Source organism: Acinetobacter sp. ABJ_C4_1 (assembly GCF_044538495.1).
In the GTDB taxonomy this organism is placed as follows: domain Bacteria; phylum Pseudomonadota; class Gammaproteobacteria; order Pseudomonadales; family Moraxellaceae; genus Acinetobacter; species Acinetobacter nosocomialis_A.
Genome location: NZ_JBIUCQ010000019.1, coordinates 46316 through 63747, shown reverse-complemented (window position 1 = coordinate 63747; position 17432 = coordinate 46316). Strand labels below are relative to the sequence as shown.

The following is a 17432-nucleotide window of genomic DNA, read 5'->3' as shown; positions in this document are numbered from 1 at the left end:
CTCTTACACTCTTCAACAATTTTTCGATTATTTATTATTGACTCTTGTACAAGAATATATAATTTACCTGAATTCTCTTTAAAGCCAATGAAAAATAAGTTTTCATTTCCAAATCGGATTTCAGTTTTTTCACTATTATTTAAATACAAATTATAATAGTAATTATTATTATAAATTATTCTATCAGCACAAACATTCCCTGCAAGAAAACAGTCAAATTTATTATCTATATTTGAAGATTTATTAATAATATGTAGTATCAAAATTATAAATAAAATTACCACCAAAGATAAGATCTGTATAGCTTTCACATCCAACTCCTAAAGGGAAAAGATACATTATCTTTTCCCTATTTATATTAATGCGATTTACAAGTTGGACAATAAGGTTTGCCTGTAAATTTGAATTTAAATCCTTGGTTAATTACATTAGTTAAACCATTCGATGCTTCACGTGCACCAATTACAGTACCCAAATTCCTTATTCCAGTTTTAAGATCAAAAGCACTATTAGGCTTATGCTGTTCAAAATTATAATCATTAGGTAACAAAGTTCCATCTTCCCTCATCATTAACTGACCATGAACCCAATATCCTTTCGAACCTTTGGATGGTCTACTCATTAAACCTTCATCAACCCATTGACCAAAATGGTTTCTATAGCCATTTGCCCGAACAGGAAGAACATATTGCCCTGTTTTTTTAATTTTTGTCCATTCTCCGTTAGGTTCTACTCTGAGCATTTCCGCATCAATTTGTACATCTGTACCTGGACCACCATTAAATAATAAATGTTGATTAGAACTAAATAAGTCCGGTAAATTAAATGATCTTAATCCCCATTCTTCGAATAAACTAGCTTTATATGCACTATCACCTTTATAAGCTTCGAAAAATGAAAAGTTATAACTATCCAAACCACTCGGATCGACATTGCTTAATGGGTTATTCTCTGCATATGCATATGGATTTGACCCACCTTCTAAACCTATTGGATCCGGCTCCATATAGCGGCCAAACTCAGGGCTATAGTAGCGATTTAAGTTATAGTGTAATCCAGTAAATTCATCATAATACTGTCCAGGGAATCTTAAGTTAAATGTCAGATTTCTCGTAGGATATCCCACACCAAAAGCTGTACTGTCCCACTCCCAAACCGCATTACCACTAACATTATCCACAAGCATTCTTGGTGTTGCATTGTGATCTGTCACAACAGCATAAATTTTATCACTACCTAATCCATAAATTGCCGCAACAGGACGATTTCCCATCCAGACATATTCAACAATTGGTGTTCCATTTGCCGTATACTCCCCAAGCAAATTACTATTTTCATCATAAACATACTGAACTGCACCAGCATACCAACTACCAGATGTATTTAAAGCACGGACTGTACGTTCATTTTTATGGTTATAGGCCATATAATATTGACCGCCTTGCCCTCTTATATATCGAATTTGACCCGAACCATCATAGCTACTCGATAAATCAAAATAATCTGATGTATAAGTATTATATAATCCAACATTAACAAGTTCACCTGTTGGCAAATACTTCATACTGAAGTCATAAAAATCAACTCCATGCGCATTTTTTATATATCTAGTTATTTTTTCAAAACGATTTGAATTAGAAATATCTTTAAAATCAACCATTACCCCCATATAGCCAGTTCTATTTTCTGGGTAAGAAATCGCACTTTTATTACCATTACTGCTATAACCATGGTAAATAGTATATTGCTTAAAGTCTCCATTAAATTTTGTCTCACTTAAAAGTTGATTAGAATTTGAGTATGTAAAGTTCTTAATGTGATTATTCAAATAACTAATTTTAGTAATTCTTCGATCACTGTCAAAACTATATTCCTCTGCATATAATGAAATATTATTTTTATTATTAAATGAAATAGCCTTTATTTCACCATTTTGAGCATTATCATAATTAATCAAATATTTAGCATCAGTATTTTCAATATTCCAAGAATAAAGCTGCCCATATTTATCATAGCTAATATTATTAATAAATGGATTACCAGAAATTTGTATAGAGGTTAAGTACCCTTTATTACCATCATAGTTATAATTAATCGTACGACCTGATGGCATATTGATCGACGTAATTTTTCCAGCAGGGCTATAATTATAACCAACACTTAAAGAACTATTAGTCCCGCCCCATGTTGTTAGAGCTTTATTAGTTTGTGTCTTGCCCACAACTCTATTTAACGCATCATAATTATAATTAGTATTAACCCCAAATGAAGTATTACTTGATACTCTATCTAACAGCCCAAAACGAGAGTTGTCATAAATATATTGATAGTTATATGCAAAAGCAGGATCTCCATCGTTTTCACTGTAACAATTAATTTCGCCTATACGCCCAATACTATCAATAGTAGAATAATTACAACTTTTATTACCATGACTTTTACTAATCATTTGATCCGCTTGATTATAGTTATAAGTTTTTGTCCCGTAGTCATTATTTATTTCGCTCTTAACTAAAGTACTGCTTACATAGTTAAAAGGGTTTGAGCCTGAATTCGCAGAGTCTTTTGAGGAAATTAGATTATCACTTTTATCATAATTTTTAGTACTTGTTTCGTTTTTACCATTTGTATAACTAATATTTCTATTTAAGGCATCAAAGGTCCATTTCTCAACAATACCCAATGCTGTTTGTGTTTGGATAATATTGCCATTTCCATCATAAACAAAAGTCTTCCAATTGGAGTTAGGATCTGTGCCCGTACGCGACTTCGCAATTCGTCCTTGTACATTGATTTCATTATAAGTATTAACAGTTCCTTCAACAGTCTGCAGTACATCATTGTCGAAGTAAGTCTGAATTGTCACACTACCATCAGGCATAGTTGTTTTGACTAACCGCCCTACACTATCATAATCATACAATATAGATTCATTGTCAGCATTAGTTTCAGATTTTTTACGCTTCAGATAATCATAACTAAAACGAGTAACAGGTCCTGTAATATTTCCTGATTCACCTCCATTACCTATAACTTTTGCTTGTAATGTGCCATCTGCATTATAAATAAACAGATCCACTAAACCTGATGGATAAACAATACGCTCAGGTTGAGCAAAAGAATTATAGTTAAGATATTTAGTAACTACTGATCGATTATTTACATTTTGAACCATAGTTGCTTTATTACCAAATGCATCATAAGTAAAGGTGGTTGAATCATCTACATCACTCCGTGGTCCATCAACATTACTTATAAGACCATAATCAACATTATTAGGATTACTATAATAAGAATAGGCAATTGTTTTACTAGTACCACCTTTCGGATAAGAAATTACCTGCTGTACGATCCATCCATTGGCATTAATACTATTGGTGACTTTTTGTCCGTCTGTTACAATCTCGTTGGGGGTTGGATATCTATTTTCAGTCCCATCTGTAAGTACTGTATAGTTATAAGTCGTCGATTGAGTATCTGCTGTGCCAGAGGCAATTGTTTTTTGGCTAAGACGGTTAAGTTGATCATAATTAAATGTCGATACATTCCCATTTAAATCAGTGATTGACTTCAAACGATGTGTAAATGGATTAAACTGTACCGAGCGAATAGGAGTGGAACCATTCAATAGCCCGGGGTAATTACCTTGAACTGTCATAGTTGCTGTTGCTGATGACATAAGTCCCAAATCAGCTTGATTATACGTTCCAGGTAATGAAGCCCCCGTCATAGTATAGTCCATAGCCTGATCTTGACCATTAACGGTAAAACGATTTGCAAATTCTCCCCGCATATCATTCCATGCAGAAATACTTCTTTGCGTTTTCTGATTATTTATTGGCGTATAAGCTGTAATTTGTGTGGTATAAGCTAGAAATACTGATGTACTATTATAAAATTGCCAAGTATTTCCATATTCATACTCTCTTAAAACATTGTTATTCTGGTCAATTACTCTTTTCAAAATTGGATAATTTCCCTCACTGGAACTCGTAATTTTTCTTGAAGTATTATTTAGAATATATTGAATCCAATAGCCCCTAGACTCATCTACATATTGGAAAGAAAAATTTCCAGCAACAATCGAGTTAATAGAAGAAATAGTATAACGAGTTTCTGTTTTTGAAGGATCAATGATACTTTTGACTTGATTTTCTTGATAAGTGATACTTGATCTCTGAACATTTGAGCCGCTAATTAATTCAACACCAGTAATTAATTTACGCTCAAGATAAGTTTGATTAAGTGATCCAAACTTTTTGTACTCTCTAAGAATATTTAACGTATTATTTCGATTATCTTTAACTTGAACTAAATTATAACCATTATCGTATAATAAGTTTAATTTTCGTCCATCTTGATACTGTATTTCAGTAAATTTATATAAATAACTCGGAATAGTTGTGCTACCAAAAACTGATTCCATATTTTTGTAAATAGATGCTGTATACTTAACACCATCTTTAACAATGACAATAGAACCATTTATTTGGTTAAAAGAGATATCACGTAAATATTCTGAGTAAAATGTTTTAGCTTCAAACTGCCCAGCTCCATTATAATAAATCCGTTTAAGTATTTTCCCCTCCTCTCTGGAAATCAAATATTTTTCACTACTACCTGGTAATTGAATTATAAAAACACTTGTATTAGACGATGGAATGGTACTAGTAATTACTTGGCCTGAATATTCATTGCTCCAATCTGCAAGGCCACCTTCATCTAGCTCTTGATAGAGATTAGCACCGCCCTCACTTTCTAAACGTAAAGATGCATGATACTGCATGGTAAATGGTAAATTACCTTTCACTAAAGGAATATTTTGAGTAACTTTTCCACTTAACATATCATAGCCTTTTGTCGCTCCCTGTATACTAGGTTCAAGCGCCAAGTTATTTGTAAGAGCTGAATAATCAGTACCCGCTGCAAAACAAATAGATAAAGATAGCCAAGTTAATAAAAACAAAATTACTTTGTTAAAAATTTTCTTCAATTTTATTCATCTTCTCATTAAAATTGCTGTATAATTTAACTAATTGTTACAAAAATGAAAAGATGTATATGCAAAAAAAATATTTTGTTATCAGTAGTATAATTTTGACGTTTATCATTAGTATAGTAAGCTACCATTTTTATAAAAGTGATGCCAATCAAACAAATATTAAGTTTAGATCTGATATTCAGCAGGATACACAAGTTAAAAATAATGAACAAATGATTTCTAAATCATTAACTAATTTAATGAATACACAAGTATATGATGAGTCACAGAAAGAAGGTAATTTACCTGCTAAAACATCTAATCAACCTGGTCTTTCAAATCAATCTGGAACGATCACTTTAAAAAAATAATTTTATTTTTTATCAAGAAAGATTATTAACTAGATATATTATTTATAATCAGCCTCTCTTCCTGAAATAGATCATATATTGAGGAAGCAGGGGCTTTCAACTTTCCTTAACTATTAATTTCCCTTCATAAATTAATTTTATAGCTATTTATGAGTTTTTATTTTAATTAAGCTAAATATTGAGTTAAACAATATTAATTAGTTATCAAAACCAAATAGACCGATTAACATCGATAAATAATATTCCTCCAAATTAAGTTAGTTTCCATACTGTGAAAAGCGAAGTAAACCATTATTTGAATAATTCCCTCTCATATTTTCTTTTATTTCATCTATCCCACAGGCATAAAAAACCGCTCCACAACCGCATCTCTTTCATCCAAACAATCTGTACTTAAAAACTCAAACATCAAACCATCGATTAGGTTTAAAACCATATCGGCACTGGGTCTTAAATCACGGGTTTCTAAACTAAGAATCAGATCAAAAATTTCATGATGCAGCCACTTTCGATACTCAACTGCCATACGGTAAGCCTGAGGATAAGCCACTTTAATTTCAAAAAAGGCTTTAAGTAATAAGTGGTATAAGCTGTTAGAGTTAGCATGCAAAACTATAATTTCTTTGAGCTTATCGGTTGATGTGCGGTAATCGCTTGAATAAATAATGGCGAGCACTTCTTCTTTTAGTAGGCTTTTTTGAAAGGCAATACACATTTCAATCAAACCCTCTTTTGAACGAAAGTAGTTATAAAGTGTGCCCTTTTGAACTTCAGACTCTTTCGCAATCAGGTCCACACCTGCTGTGTGAAATCCGTAAGTTGTAAATAGATGTATAGCAGTTCGAATAATGTGTACTTTTTTGGAAGAGGTTTCTAAATTTCGCATAGTTTTACCGTTATAAAATTCTTGTTGTTTCTAAATGAGATAAAAAGCCTGTGCCCTTTCTGGGAGAAAAAAAGGCACAGCAAAGCCGTAAAGACTGTGCTTGGCACATCTCAAGTTTTATTGTTGTTGCAAATTTTTTGAGCCGTAATGACTTAAAGCCTGAAAACCCTAAAGGTGATCAAGCTGCTTTAAATTTTTAAGTTGTGTCGTTATAGCTTTTGGCAAAGGTTGCCAAGAAATGATGGATGTGCAAAGCCAACTCCTTTTTATTGGGAGTTCTGCCAAAACATTAAAATTATGGTGGCAGAACGAAAGGGGGTTCGCAGACTGGAAACAAAGGAACCAGCACACCCGAAGGTGTCCCCCTTCCGCCCTACCGTAGAGAAAAAGGGGGCGAACGAGTTCCCGACACACAAAACAAGAATTTTGCATATCGACTTTGTTTTCCTGATCTGCGACGACCAACTGGCAATGTGGCCAGCAGGCAAAGAATAGTTCCCAACCTTCTCACAGTCAAGCACACAAAATGACATTTGTTTTAAATTAGATCATTAAAAAGTAAGGATAAATAATTAACAAGTTATTGTTAAATTAGAGTTTATAAAAATGGTAAAAATCTTAATAACGTGTGTAAGGTGAGATGTTTAGGACTTAAGTAAGAGCAAGTTAAGTTTTTTAATTTTTAAATAATCAATTTCAATGTGAGTAAACACATAAGAAGACACGAATATAATCAAGATTATTATTTTTAAATATTTTATAGTAAGCAACATATTAATTAAATTACGATTACTCATATAACAGGACAACTACAATGCCTAGTGTTTTAATTGAAGTTCGGCAACAATATGATATTGAAGTTGAAATAAGAATTATGGAAGGTGTACATGCCGCATTAAGAGATGCATTTCAAATACTTCCCCATGACCGAAATGTACGGTTAATTGTACATGAACCTCATAGATTTCAATGCCCTCCGAATAAGGAAAAACCTGAATTTTATACACTTATCAGCATTGATGGTTTTGCTGGACGCTCTTTAGATGCTAAGCGTAAGTTGTATAAAAATATTGTAAATAATCTAGAAACATTAGGTATCCCTATAGATCACGTTAAGATTATGTTGAGAGAAATTACAGCAGAGAACTTTGGGATTCGTGGTGGTCAAGCAGCTTGTGATGTAGATTTAGGTTATAAGATTGATGTGTGATTTCTATAGTCTTGAACCCATTTAATATAATGCTCACTATATTAAATCGAAAAAATATGATTTTTATAATTATTTATATAGGCAATAACTTAATGTAAGTATCAATTCTATTATAAGCTGCTAAATAAAAAAGCTAAGTCACGATTACCGTGACTTAGCTTTGCAAAATAATTTTAATTAAAAAATTACTTATTTGATGTCTGCAAATTCAATTTCATTACTTTGCCACCTTCATAATTAATCCTATAAGACATATTTATATGAAGTTCAAATCATCTCACTTTGATCATAGATTTAGAAACTGATTTATTTTTCTCAAATCTATAGATATAAATTGGTTAAAATTTGAAGTTTATCATCACTAACTCCATAATTTTTCATTAAGGTTACAAACCAAGAAACATGCTCATTAAAATCTTCAACTTGGTCTATATCTATAGCTAGCAAACAAATACCCAATCTTACTCTTAAGATATCTTTATTATAGAATTCCATAGGGGCTTTTCGCTCATCAATATAATTCCAATACCAATCTAAAGCATCTTCTCTATCTTTATTAACTATACAACCATTTAATCTTCTTTTACTAACATCAATAACATCATAATCGAAATCCTTAAATATTATATCACACTCACTTAATATAGTAACTGCGGAATTCAAATAGCTATTAACTAATGTATTGGCGTCCATATTATGATTAATACCTTCAATTTAACATTACGTAATATTTAAAGTAGATTTTTCTTTTAAAAGCTCAATTAAGTATTCAAAATCATCTGGGTTATCATAGTTATTAAAAGAATACTTTGTTTCTTCAAAGTACTTCCAAGTAATGTTTAAAGGTACAGTTATACAACCAATGCCACCAGTGAGACTATCCGACAAACCACCAAAACTAGAACCAAAGTAGCCCATCAATCCATTCACTTCCTCACCTATACAGCATAAAAAATCATTAAAGGATTTAATATTTCTACCATCTATGACTATTGAACTTACTAAGTTTAGAGGCTTGTATTGTTGAACCCAATACGAAACTTCTATCCACTTCTTTTTCTGTTCTTCATTTAAACTGCACCAATCTTGTAATTTAAGATGATTTTTCCGATATTTTTTAATTAAATCAATTTTAAAGTTATCAAAACTAGTCTGCTCTTCGCATAAATTTAATATCAATTTATTATCTTTCACTTCAAAAGATTCAATACTAGAACTTAAAACCCCAAAATATTCGTTATTTTCCTTTAAGAAAAATAAATTAATACCATAGATATCATACTTATATTTTTTACTTTTTTTATCTTTATTTATTTCACCCTCACCCCAAAAACCATAAAAAACAACTTGAGCATCAGTGATTAAACAATTTTCTGAAAGATATCCGTTCCAAATAGTTACATCATCATCAAACTCACTAAACTCACTTATTTCAATATAAAAAATATACTCTTCTGTAAGTTCAGAACTCATATAGTACTTTCCCCTATCTCTGCTTTATTTTTCAATTTTGACTGGTTACTAATATGAAATTTCTAATGACGAGTATTTTTTTAAGACTTCAACAAAATCATCTAAATGATAAAAATCTTCTTTTGACTTAAAATTATCTTTAGAGTATTGAAAATTTATCCATTTAACTTTTAAATTCGAATCGCACAGTACATCAGCAAATGCATTAAAGTTATAACCTAAGTATCCTAATACTCCATAAACCTCCTCTCCAAAATAACAATATACATCTTCTTCACATAATAGATATTTACCATCAATAGTTATATTTAATGATAAAGGTTCTCCTCTCTCATTCATTCTAAAATAAGCAAAATCTAACCAGCATCTTTTTTCTAGCTTTGTAAAATTAAGCCATCTCTTTTTACCTATATTTTCATTTGAAAGACGAATCAATAGCTCTTCTTTCTTTTTAAATTTTTCAAAATCTTCTAAGTTATTTTTTCCTATAAGATCAGAATCTGTATCAAATTCAATAGAAAGTTCTTCACCATTAAAAGTAAAATTTTTAGAAAGAAATAAGTGATTTTCTATATTATTTTCTTTTAATTCTGTAGTGAGCTTATGCTGAGATTTAATCAATATAGAACAGTAAGAATGATCATCTTTTCCAAGATAACTATTAAAAAGCTCCAAAGAATTTTCAACCCGCTGCAAATCATTAAAATTACCTACTACAACTTTATTATTATCAACCCATATTTTGTCAAAATAAATTCCATCAATAATTTCATCTTTTTCTTCTTCATAAATGTACTTACATAAGTTTAGTTCAAACAATTTTCGATTGTCCTAATTCTCAGATATATTTGTTAAATATCTTATCATATATACCTAATATTGAATAATTTTCATGGATACATGTATGAACTAAACTAGATATGTATCAACTCCTGTTTTTCTTAATTCATATTGCACCCCAGAAGCCGAAGCAATAATCGTTAAGACAGCAAAAAATGGATTCGTCTTAGATTCTTTCAATGAATGGTCGTAAAGCATGAGCTTAATGCCATCTGTATATCCTCTTTCATTGACGATAGCGAACATTGTGCCGATTTCTAATCCTTTTAGACTTGATAAATTATTCGAATATCGTTGTTGTATGGCTTTATTTGGTAAGCAAGTGTAGACCTTCAATTCAATTTCATCAAAATTATGATTAACTGTAATAGTCCAAAACTTTTTATTAATTTCTAATATTATACTTTCGACTGAATATTCAGAATTAGGCTCCCCATCTACAACCAAATAGAGGTCATCTATTTTCCGAACTTCATCAATATTTTTAATTTCATCAAAAATATCGCTTTGCATCATATTCTTACCTTATTATCAAATTCTAATTCCAAAAATTAAATATTTTTAAAGTATCACCCTATGAGTAATTTAATTTCTCAGACTGTCACCATTAGTACAATGATTTACTTTAAATACATCTCCTTCTTAGCTCTCTAATGAAGTTAATAAATATTTTATTATAAGTTGGCTTAAGTACAATATTACAAATAAAAAAGCTAAGCCCCGATTAGCGGGGCTTAGCTTTTAAAAAGTAATTCTTATTTAAAAATTACTTATTTGATGTCTGCAAATTCAGAAACAGGTTTGTTCACTTCAACTTTTGTGCCACCGAATTTTTCACTTACGAATTTTTGCACTTTCGGTAAGTGGTAAAGTTCACCAAGTTTCGTATAGATCGGGTCATTTTTGTTTGCTTCAGCTACGCCCAATAAATTGACATAAAGCTTAGTAGACTGGTCGATAGGCTCACGGAAGATAGCGTCTTTCATTACATTAAGACCACCCTCAAGTGCCAATGTATTACCAAGTACAATTGCATCTACGTCGTTTTTAACACGAACTGCTGTAGTCATTTGAATTGGTTTTAATTGTAAATTTTTAGGGTTTTCAGCAATGTCGTTCGTTGTCCCTTTTACAGGATCAAAGTTTGGTTTAAGTTTAATCAGTTTAGCTGATTGTAATAATATTAATGCACGAGCTTCGTTAGCAGTATCATTTGGAATTGCAATGGTCGCGCCTTGTTGGAATTCATCAACAGTTTTAATTTTATTTGCATAAATACCCATTGGTTCCAAGTAAGTTGTTGCAACAGCAGCAACTTTAGCTTGATTTGAAGCATTGTATGCTGCCAAATAGTTGAACGACTGGAACGCATTTACATCTTGTTCACCATTTGCAACAGATGTATTGAGCACAACATAGTCAGTCAAATTGGTCACTTGAAGTTTAATACCCGCTTCTTTAGTCTCAGGAAGCGTTGCAACATATTTCCATACGTCAGTATCTGAACCTGTTGAAACCAATTTAATTGTTCGAACAGACTCAGTTTTGTCTTTGGTTGTTGCAGTATTTTCAGTTTGTGCAGGTTGTTTATTACATGCAGTCAGTGTTAGTACAGATGCGCTGAACAATACACTAAATAATTTTTTCATAGGTACATCCTAAAATAGGAAACGCCTACCCTACAAAAGAGTGAGACATTTCCAACCATTGGGTCGAAATGCAATATTTGGCCGGAAATAATTTCCAGATATAGGGTTTAGAAGCCTGAATTCAGCACTATTCATTCCTTGAACTTGCTCGCTAAACAATAGAATTATGTTTTGAAACAGTCTCTAAATATGGGATCATCATATATCAACAAGTGAATATTCTACAAATAACTTGTTCAATTCTGATATATAGTCATGCTCACAGCAACATATTGAAAACATAAACATTTTTCAAAAACCACATACATATTTGATTTATATGAAATTTTCAGGATTTGTTATCAATATTTAAGCTAAATATAGATTTAATTTGCACTTTAATCATGTGCTTAAGACAGACAACGCATCTCATAAACTTTCATTTGAGCAATATGCGATTTTAATTGATGCAAAACAGATAAGTTTTCATTTCTTAAAGACATCACCTGCTGTACAGCCACCTCTAAGGTATCAGTAATATTTTCTTGTATCTTAAATATATCTCAACCATATTTTTCAAATAAATTTTGATCATACCATTTTTCAAATTCAAAACTGGTTTCAGGCAAATTCTTGATCATATGCTCACATTCCTTAAACATTTTTTCGACTTCATCTTTAAAATCAATATTAAACCCTTCTAAATCTTCTAGCTCAGTCCCTCTTTGAATTATGTTAATTAAGCCTATAGAGCAGTTATTTTCTTTCAAAAGTCTAAGCATAGATGGTGTATACAAAAAATGTTCAGCCTCATTTATATCTATATAATCATTTTTTAAAGAATGCAGAATTCCAAGATTAACTAGTAAAATTAACTTTTCCAAATCAGTTTTTCCAGATGTATTCATTTACCCCTCCAAAAACTTCTGTCTTAACTTCAAAAACCTTAACAAAATTCTTTAGTAATAATGGTTATATTCACTTCATATCCACGTAACTATATTAAATTTTTCTTTTTAGAACCATTTAAAATCTTACAAAATAGTTAAGTGCTTTTTGATTCCGTTATATGTATTTATATAGTTTTATCAACTATGGAATAAGTATGATAGCCACGGACTTCAAGACTATACGTTGTTTCAACTGAATCAATTTATGCTATAGAAATAAAAAAAGCCCCAGCTTTTAACCGAGGCTTTTAAAATTTGATGGATACAATGAAATCTAAATTCAATAAAATACTTTTCAATAGATTTTATTAAAGTTTATTTCCTTGGTGAGCAATTAGCTCAAACTAAGTATTGATGACATTGCTTTGTGCAATTCATTTTCCGCCGATTCAATTTTGTTGCTTTGCCAAGCAATATAGCCATCTGGTCTAATCAGTAAGCATTCATTTTCATCATTAGTCCAAGAGCGTGAAAGCTCTCCATAAGTGTCTTCGACATCTCTTTTTGGGCCTACCTGTATAACTTTAATATCCAAGTTGAGCTGTCTATTCAGGTCGTCTACAGCAAGTTTCCATTTATCGCCTTGCAACCAACAGAATAGCGTAAACTTTCCGTTTCCAATTAAATCTAAGGCTGAGATTTTTCTATGATTTTTGACTAACCATACATGAGGAAGTTTATGGCCAGAAGTAAATGAGGGATAATAATAAAGATCCTCATCTCGACAAGAATCTAGTTCATTTTCAATATTATGTTCTGCTCCAATAATTGCAGATGAATTATACCGTACATTAGTTTCTACTCCTAAGGCAGCAAATTCATAAGCTTTATATTCAATTGCAGATCTTAAATCACGGCGTTTAACAGCACCTTTTTCATTACTCTCACTTAAAGCATTAATGCTTTTTTGCATTGTCTCTGTACTGTACTTTCCATCTAATTCTAAAGCAGAAAATATGGTAGAGAACTCTCTAACACTTTGATTCGCTCGTTTAACAATTCGCTCACCAACAGGTGCTCTTTCTTCATTAAAACTGTCTAATAAACCATGACCCGCTTTGCCCTTTAATACAAATGCTAATTTCCAGCATAAGTTATAAGCATCTTGTATAGATGAATTTGAACCGAGTCCATTAGAAGGTGGATGACGATGGACAGCATCACCAATGCAGAAAACTCGACCTTTCGAATATTGCTCTGCATACATTTCATTGACTGTCCATAACGACTTACTACTTATGCTTATTTCAATGTGGTTATCGCCAATAAGCTGTTTGCAAATCGCGATCGCCTCATCATCGGTAAGAGATGGTTCCTCTTTTTCAATGTCATACCCCCAAACAATCTGCCATTCATTCCAAGGTCTGACCATACGCAACAACCCTAGCCCAATCCCTCCAATATTTGCTCCAGGTTGTATAATCCACCAGAGGTAGCCAGGTCGATGCGAAACGTATTTGGTTAAATCGGTTTTAAAAATAATGCTGATACTGCCACTTTTCCCCATTTTACCAGCCATAGGTAAATCTAAATCTTTTACGACTTGGCTGCTTGCACCATCAGCTCCGATTAAATACTTACATCGGATTAAGTATGTTTGTTTAGTTAATCTATCTAAAACAGTGACAGTTACACCATCCTCATCTTGCACATGAGATAAATATTCCGTATCAAATCTTGGATGACTCCCTCGTGATGCAGCATTTGAAAGCAAAATAGGTTCAAATAGGTGTTGAGGCAGATCGCACTGTTCACAAGGGCTCGCTTTCGCATACTCAGACATTCTTTCTGGATGATTCATTCCATAAGGAAAACGTCCAATTTCATCACCCGTTAAAGATGTGCAATAAACAACATCTCCCATAACTTCTTTTGGTGCTGCTTTTGCAATTACTTCATCAGAGATCCCCAAGTCTCGGACAACTTCCATGGTTCTTTGACTGATATAATGGGCACGCGGACTGTTTGCCAGCCATCTATATTTAGTTATTATGATATTTCTGATTCCATAAGTACTTAACATAAGTGCAGCAGAAGAACCAGCCGGACCACTCCCAACAATTAAAACATCAGTTTCTAACATTTTTATCCTATTACTTACATATTTTTAGCAGCTAAATAGTTATTGCGTACATTTAAAGCAAATAAATATCTTAAACATAATATTGCTTCAAAAACTCTTTAGACCAATTGGGGTTAAAGTCTTTACTATATTAATTTTTAAATAAATCTATAAAATATATAAAACAGACTCCTATATCTTTATAGATTTATTTTCCAACAAATAAGGTAAAGTTTAAAAAAACCAATAATCTAGAGCCTAAAATAAATATAACATTTAGTTTTTGTTTGTGACATTGGCAAATCCCTACACAATATATTTTTTGACTGTACTTCTTCACTCAGTGATTTTTTTATTTTTAAACAAAGGTTTTTATTTATTAAAACAGTATAATTTATACTTTTAAAATAAAATTATAGAGCCATTATGTACTCAATTTTACTTTGTACAAACGAGCACTCTCAACACCTCTAATAGGAATATGAGTTATGGAAAAACAAGAAATTATATCGATTGTAGATAGATATTTTTCTAATCCTATTTCTAAAGTAACGAATTTTCCTACGCATAAGCTAAAAAATAATGCACCTACTGAAAATGAAAATTCTTTCTTCTTTCTACATGACTTTGGTACTTATGAATTAGAAGCTAAATTCAATTATTGTGATGGTTTTCCACAGAAAATAGCTTTACTGATACATGGCGGCAACTCTGATTTGAGTTCTTTAAGTCCTTTGGAAAATCTACTTAGAAGTAAAAATATTGGAACGCTTTCATTCAATTTAAGTGGTTTAAATAATACAAGTGAAACGAAATCATCTTTATCTCAGAACATAAATGAAAGTATGGTTTTTTACAGCCTTCTAAAAAAAGTGGATATTGTTATTGGATATAGTTTAGGCGGTTATATTGCAATCAATTTAGCGAAAAAATTTCAAATTGATCGATTGATTTTGTTATGCCCAGCAATATATTCAGATCAAGCAGTCAAAAAAATGTATGGAAATGAATTTAAGAATGCAATTTCCAAACCTTATAGCTTTTATTCATCATCCATTTGGTTTTTTCTAATGGAATATAAAAGAGAAATCACAATAGTTTATGGAGAGTTGGATGGTATAAAAACAGATAATGGAAAGTCGAAAGGGTTTTATGAAATTAATAGTATTACGAAGTACTCCCCCATTCCCTATGAAATAGTCCAAACTATAAAAAAAATTTCCATGCGAAAAGCTAACTTTAATTTGATAATTGAGAAAGATAAAGATCATTATCTTTTAAAAAATATCAGAAATTATAATTTTTAAAAATATTGATTAGATTGGACTGTAAATGGTTCTCTTCTTATAAAAAGCGAATAGATTGAATTTTGAAATCTTACTTAGCTTGGGCTAAGTTGTTATCGTCGCAAAAATAAAGCCCCCTAAACGTTCTAGATTAAGAGGCTTTTGAAATTCATTTAAATAAGAAATAGCTTTAATTTGTAGGGGCTAATTCAAAATCTGAAACAATACCGCAAAGAGTAGAATATTTGCGATCACTATGGCCCAACCACCATATAGCATGTATTTCAGTTGACTTGAACGTGCTAAGCCCATTTGACCAAACATATCAGAAGATGGAAAAGGACCAAACCAGTCTACTTGGGAACTTGATAATAAAACTGCTGTAACTGCAACAGGTGGAACGCCATTTGCCAGTAAAATTGGTCCAAAAATTTTATTGGTAAAGGTCATTTGTGCAACAGCTGCCCCTGGAATATGCCCCACAATATTAAATAAGAAAATACCAAAACACAGCATAGCAGGACTTAAGTCGACCAAATACGGTGTCGCATTATCCAACAGTGTTTGGTAAGCATTGAGTTTTTCAACAAGAACTAAAATTGGATTGTATAACCAGTAAAGAATAAACATCCAGACTAATTTACCGCATCCCTCATAGAGTGCTTCCAAAATTTGTTTAGGACTAAAACCCGCAACGAGGCCTGTTAATGTGGCAACAGTGAGCATCACAATAATTGCAAAACTAAAGCCTGCTTTAAAAATAATTCCAAGAATTGCCATCACGATAATTGTGCCAATAAATACGATCGCTGCACGTTTACTTCTTTTCAATTCAGAGGCACTTTCTATTTTTTCAGTAGGTTCTAAGAAATTTTCATTATAGGTATATTTTCCAAAAGTCCACTTTTGGATATAGCCAGACATGAACCAACCTGTAAGAAGTGTGACAACACTCATAGGTATGGCACAAGTGCTCAAATATTGCGGATAGGTCAAGCCACCCAACTCTAAAATAGTCACTGTACTTGGTGTAAAAGGTCCTATAAAGAGACCGACAGAGCCTGCCGTCATCAAAAGCAAAGCAACGGTAGGCGGCGTTAAACCAACTGCTGCAGCAATGGGAATAATGACAGCAACAATAATGGCATTACCACCTGCCATAGTACCCAATGAACCACAAATAACAACTGATGAAATCATGATGCCAAGTTTCACGCGAGGAATACTTGAAAGCCCGACTTTATGGACAATAAATTTGACCAATTCTTTCGCTGCGCCTGTTCGGTTGGCAACTTCACCAACCCCGGCTCCCAACATAATAATAAGACCTACAGTCGCAATAAATGAGCCCGTAGACTTTGCAAGAATTCCACCTAATTCAAATACACTGGTGGATGTCATTATCACACTGATAATAATTGCAATAATAACAGCAAGAACAATATCGAGACCGATAACAGTTAAGAGCGCCAAGGCAAAAATAGGTAATAACCCAATTAAACCGACCTCCTCTATTGGTAGGCCTTTTGCGTAAAATGCTAAAGCAAAGCTAAGAATAATAATGGTGATAAGGGCAATATTTTTAGGTGTCCTTATATTAGGTATTGTTATAGAAGATTGCTCAACTGACATATGTATCACTCCTTGATCATTGGGCATTGAATTTCATACCAATTTACAAGGGTTCATTGACATTAAATAATGAATTCTAATAGATTACCTATAACTATTAGTTATGTGCTCAT

The 17432-nt window shown here is 32.0% G+C and carries 15 protein-coding genes; 4 read left to right on the top strand and 11 right to left on the bottom strand.

Features of this window, described 5'->3' with window-relative positions; genetic code table 11:
• Together ACIF8R_RS17165 and ACIF8R_RS17160 are read right to left on the bottom strand one after the other, a co-directional pair.
• Positions 1 to 311 (bottom strand): hypothetical protein (locus tag ACIF8R_RS17165; protein ID WP_396482169.1); only part of this gene is annotated, 311 nt, incomplete at its 3' end.
• A gap of 47 nt (positions 312 to 358) precedes the next feature.
• The gene (locus ACIF8R_RS17160) at positions 359 to 4993 is read right to left on the bottom strand and encodes an RHS repeat domain-containing protein (protein ID WP_396482167.1); all 4635 of its coding nucleotides are present in this window, start codon (positions 4991 to 4993) and stop codon (positions 359 to 361) included.
• 68 nt (positions 4994 to 5061) lie between these two features.
• Between ACIF8R_RS17160 and ACIF8R_RS17155 the strand changes: the two genes are divergently transcribed.
• The gene (locus ACIF8R_RS17155; RefSeq protein WP_396482165.1) at positions 5062 to 5352 is read left to right on the top strand and encodes a hypothetical protein; all 291 of its coding nucleotides are present in this window, start codon (positions 5062 to 5064) and stop codon (positions 5350 to 5352) included.
• 331 nt (positions 5353 to 5683) lie between these two features.
• On the opposite strand, the gene ACIF8R_RS17150 is transcribed toward ACIF8R_RS17155, so the two are convergent.
• The gene (locus tag ACIF8R_RS17150; protein ID WP_396482163.1) at positions 5684 to 6238 is read right to left on the bottom strand and encodes a TetR/AcrR family transcriptional regulator; all 555 of its coding nucleotides are present in this window, start codon (positions 6236 to 6238) and stop codon (positions 5684 to 5686) included.
• 50 nt (positions 6239 to 6288) lie between these two features.
• Between ACIF8R_RS17150 and ACIF8R_RS17145 the strand changes: the two genes are divergently transcribed.
• Together ACIF8R_RS17145 and ACIF8R_RS17140 are read left to right on the top strand one after the other, a co-directional pair.
• A complete protein-coding gene (locus tag ACIF8R_RS17145) occupies positions 6289 to 6438 on the top strand; it encodes a hypothetical protein (RefSeq protein ID WP_396482161.1) in 150 nt (49 codons plus the stop codon).
• A gap of 614 nt (positions 6439 to 7052) precedes the next feature.
• A complete protein-coding gene (locus ACIF8R_RS17140; protein WP_396482159.1) occupies positions 7053 to 7448 on the top strand; it encodes a tautomerase family protein in 396 nt (131 codons plus the stop codon).
• A 321-nt stretch (positions 7449 to 7769) separates the two neighbouring features.
• On the opposite strand, the gene ACIF8R_RS17135 is transcribed toward ACIF8R_RS17140, so the two are convergent.
• From ACIF8R_RS17135 to ACIF8R_RS17105, 7 genes are all read right to left on the bottom strand, one after another.
• Positions 7770 to 8141, bottom strand: coding sequence for a hypothetical protein (locus ACIF8R_RS17135; protein WP_396482157.1), 372 nt, complete (start codon positions 8139 to 8141; stop codon positions 7770 to 7772).
• Positions 8142 to 8168: 27 nt separating this feature from the next.
• Entirely contained in the window at positions 8169 to 8921 is a 753-nt protein-coding gene (locus tag ACIF8R_RS17130; protein WP_396482155.1) for a hypothetical protein, read from the bottom strand.
• A 48-nt stretch (positions 8922 to 8969) separates the two neighbouring features.
• Positions 8970 to 9740 (bottom strand): hypothetical protein, encoded by a 771-nt coding sequence (locus tag ACIF8R_RS17125; RefSeq protein ID WP_396482153.1) that lies wholly within the window; start codon positions 9738 to 9740, stop codon positions 8970 to 8972.
• Positions 9741 to 9830: 90 nt separating this feature from the next.
• Positions 9831 to 10277: a DUF6334 family protein gene (locus tag ACIF8R_RS17120; protein ID WP_396482151.1), complete on the bottom strand. Its 447-nt coding sequence runs from the start codon at positions 10275 to 10277 to the stop codon at positions 9831 to 9833.
• 254 nt (positions 10278 to 10531) lie between these two features.
• Positions 10532 to 11410: a MetQ/NlpA family ABC transporter substrate-binding protein gene (locus ACIF8R_RS17115; RefSeq protein WP_263613235.1), complete on the bottom strand. Its 879-nt coding sequence runs from the start codon at positions 11408 to 11410 to the stop codon at positions 10532 to 10534.
• 542 nt (positions 11411 to 11952) lie between these two features.
• Positions 11953 to 12297 carry a DUF3969 family protein gene (locus ACIF8R_RS17110; RefSeq protein WP_396482149.1) on the bottom strand — a complete coding sequence of 115 codons (345 nt, stop codon included), beginning with the start codon at positions 12295 to 12297 and terminating at the stop codon, positions 11953 to 11955.
• A gap of 376 nt (positions 12298 to 12673) precedes the next feature.
• On the bottom strand, positions 12674 to 14422 hold the full coding sequence (locus ACIF8R_RS17105; RefSeq protein ID WP_396482147.1) for an FAD-dependent oxidoreductase: 1749 nt from the start codon (positions 14420 to 14422) through the stop codon (positions 12674 to 12676).
• A 467-nt stretch (positions 14423 to 14889) separates the two neighbouring features.
• Between ACIF8R_RS17105 and ACIF8R_RS17100 the strand changes: the two genes are divergently transcribed.
• The gene (locus ACIF8R_RS17100; protein ID WP_396482145.1) at positions 14890 to 15708 is read left to right on the top strand and encodes a YqiA/YcfP family alpha/beta fold hydrolase; all 819 of its coding nucleotides are present in this window, start codon (positions 14890 to 14892) and stop codon (positions 15706 to 15708) included.
• 183 nt (positions 15709 to 15891) lie between these two features.
• Here the strand turns inward: ACIF8R_RS17100 and ACIF8R_RS17095 are convergent, their stop codons facing one another.
• Positions 15892 to 17319, bottom strand: a complete 1428-nt coding sequence (locus ACIF8R_RS17095; protein ID WP_396482143.1) for a gluconate:proton symporter — start codon at positions 17317 to 17319, stop codon at positions 15892 to 15894.
• Between the last annotated feature and the right edge of the window lie 113 nt (positions 17320 to 17432).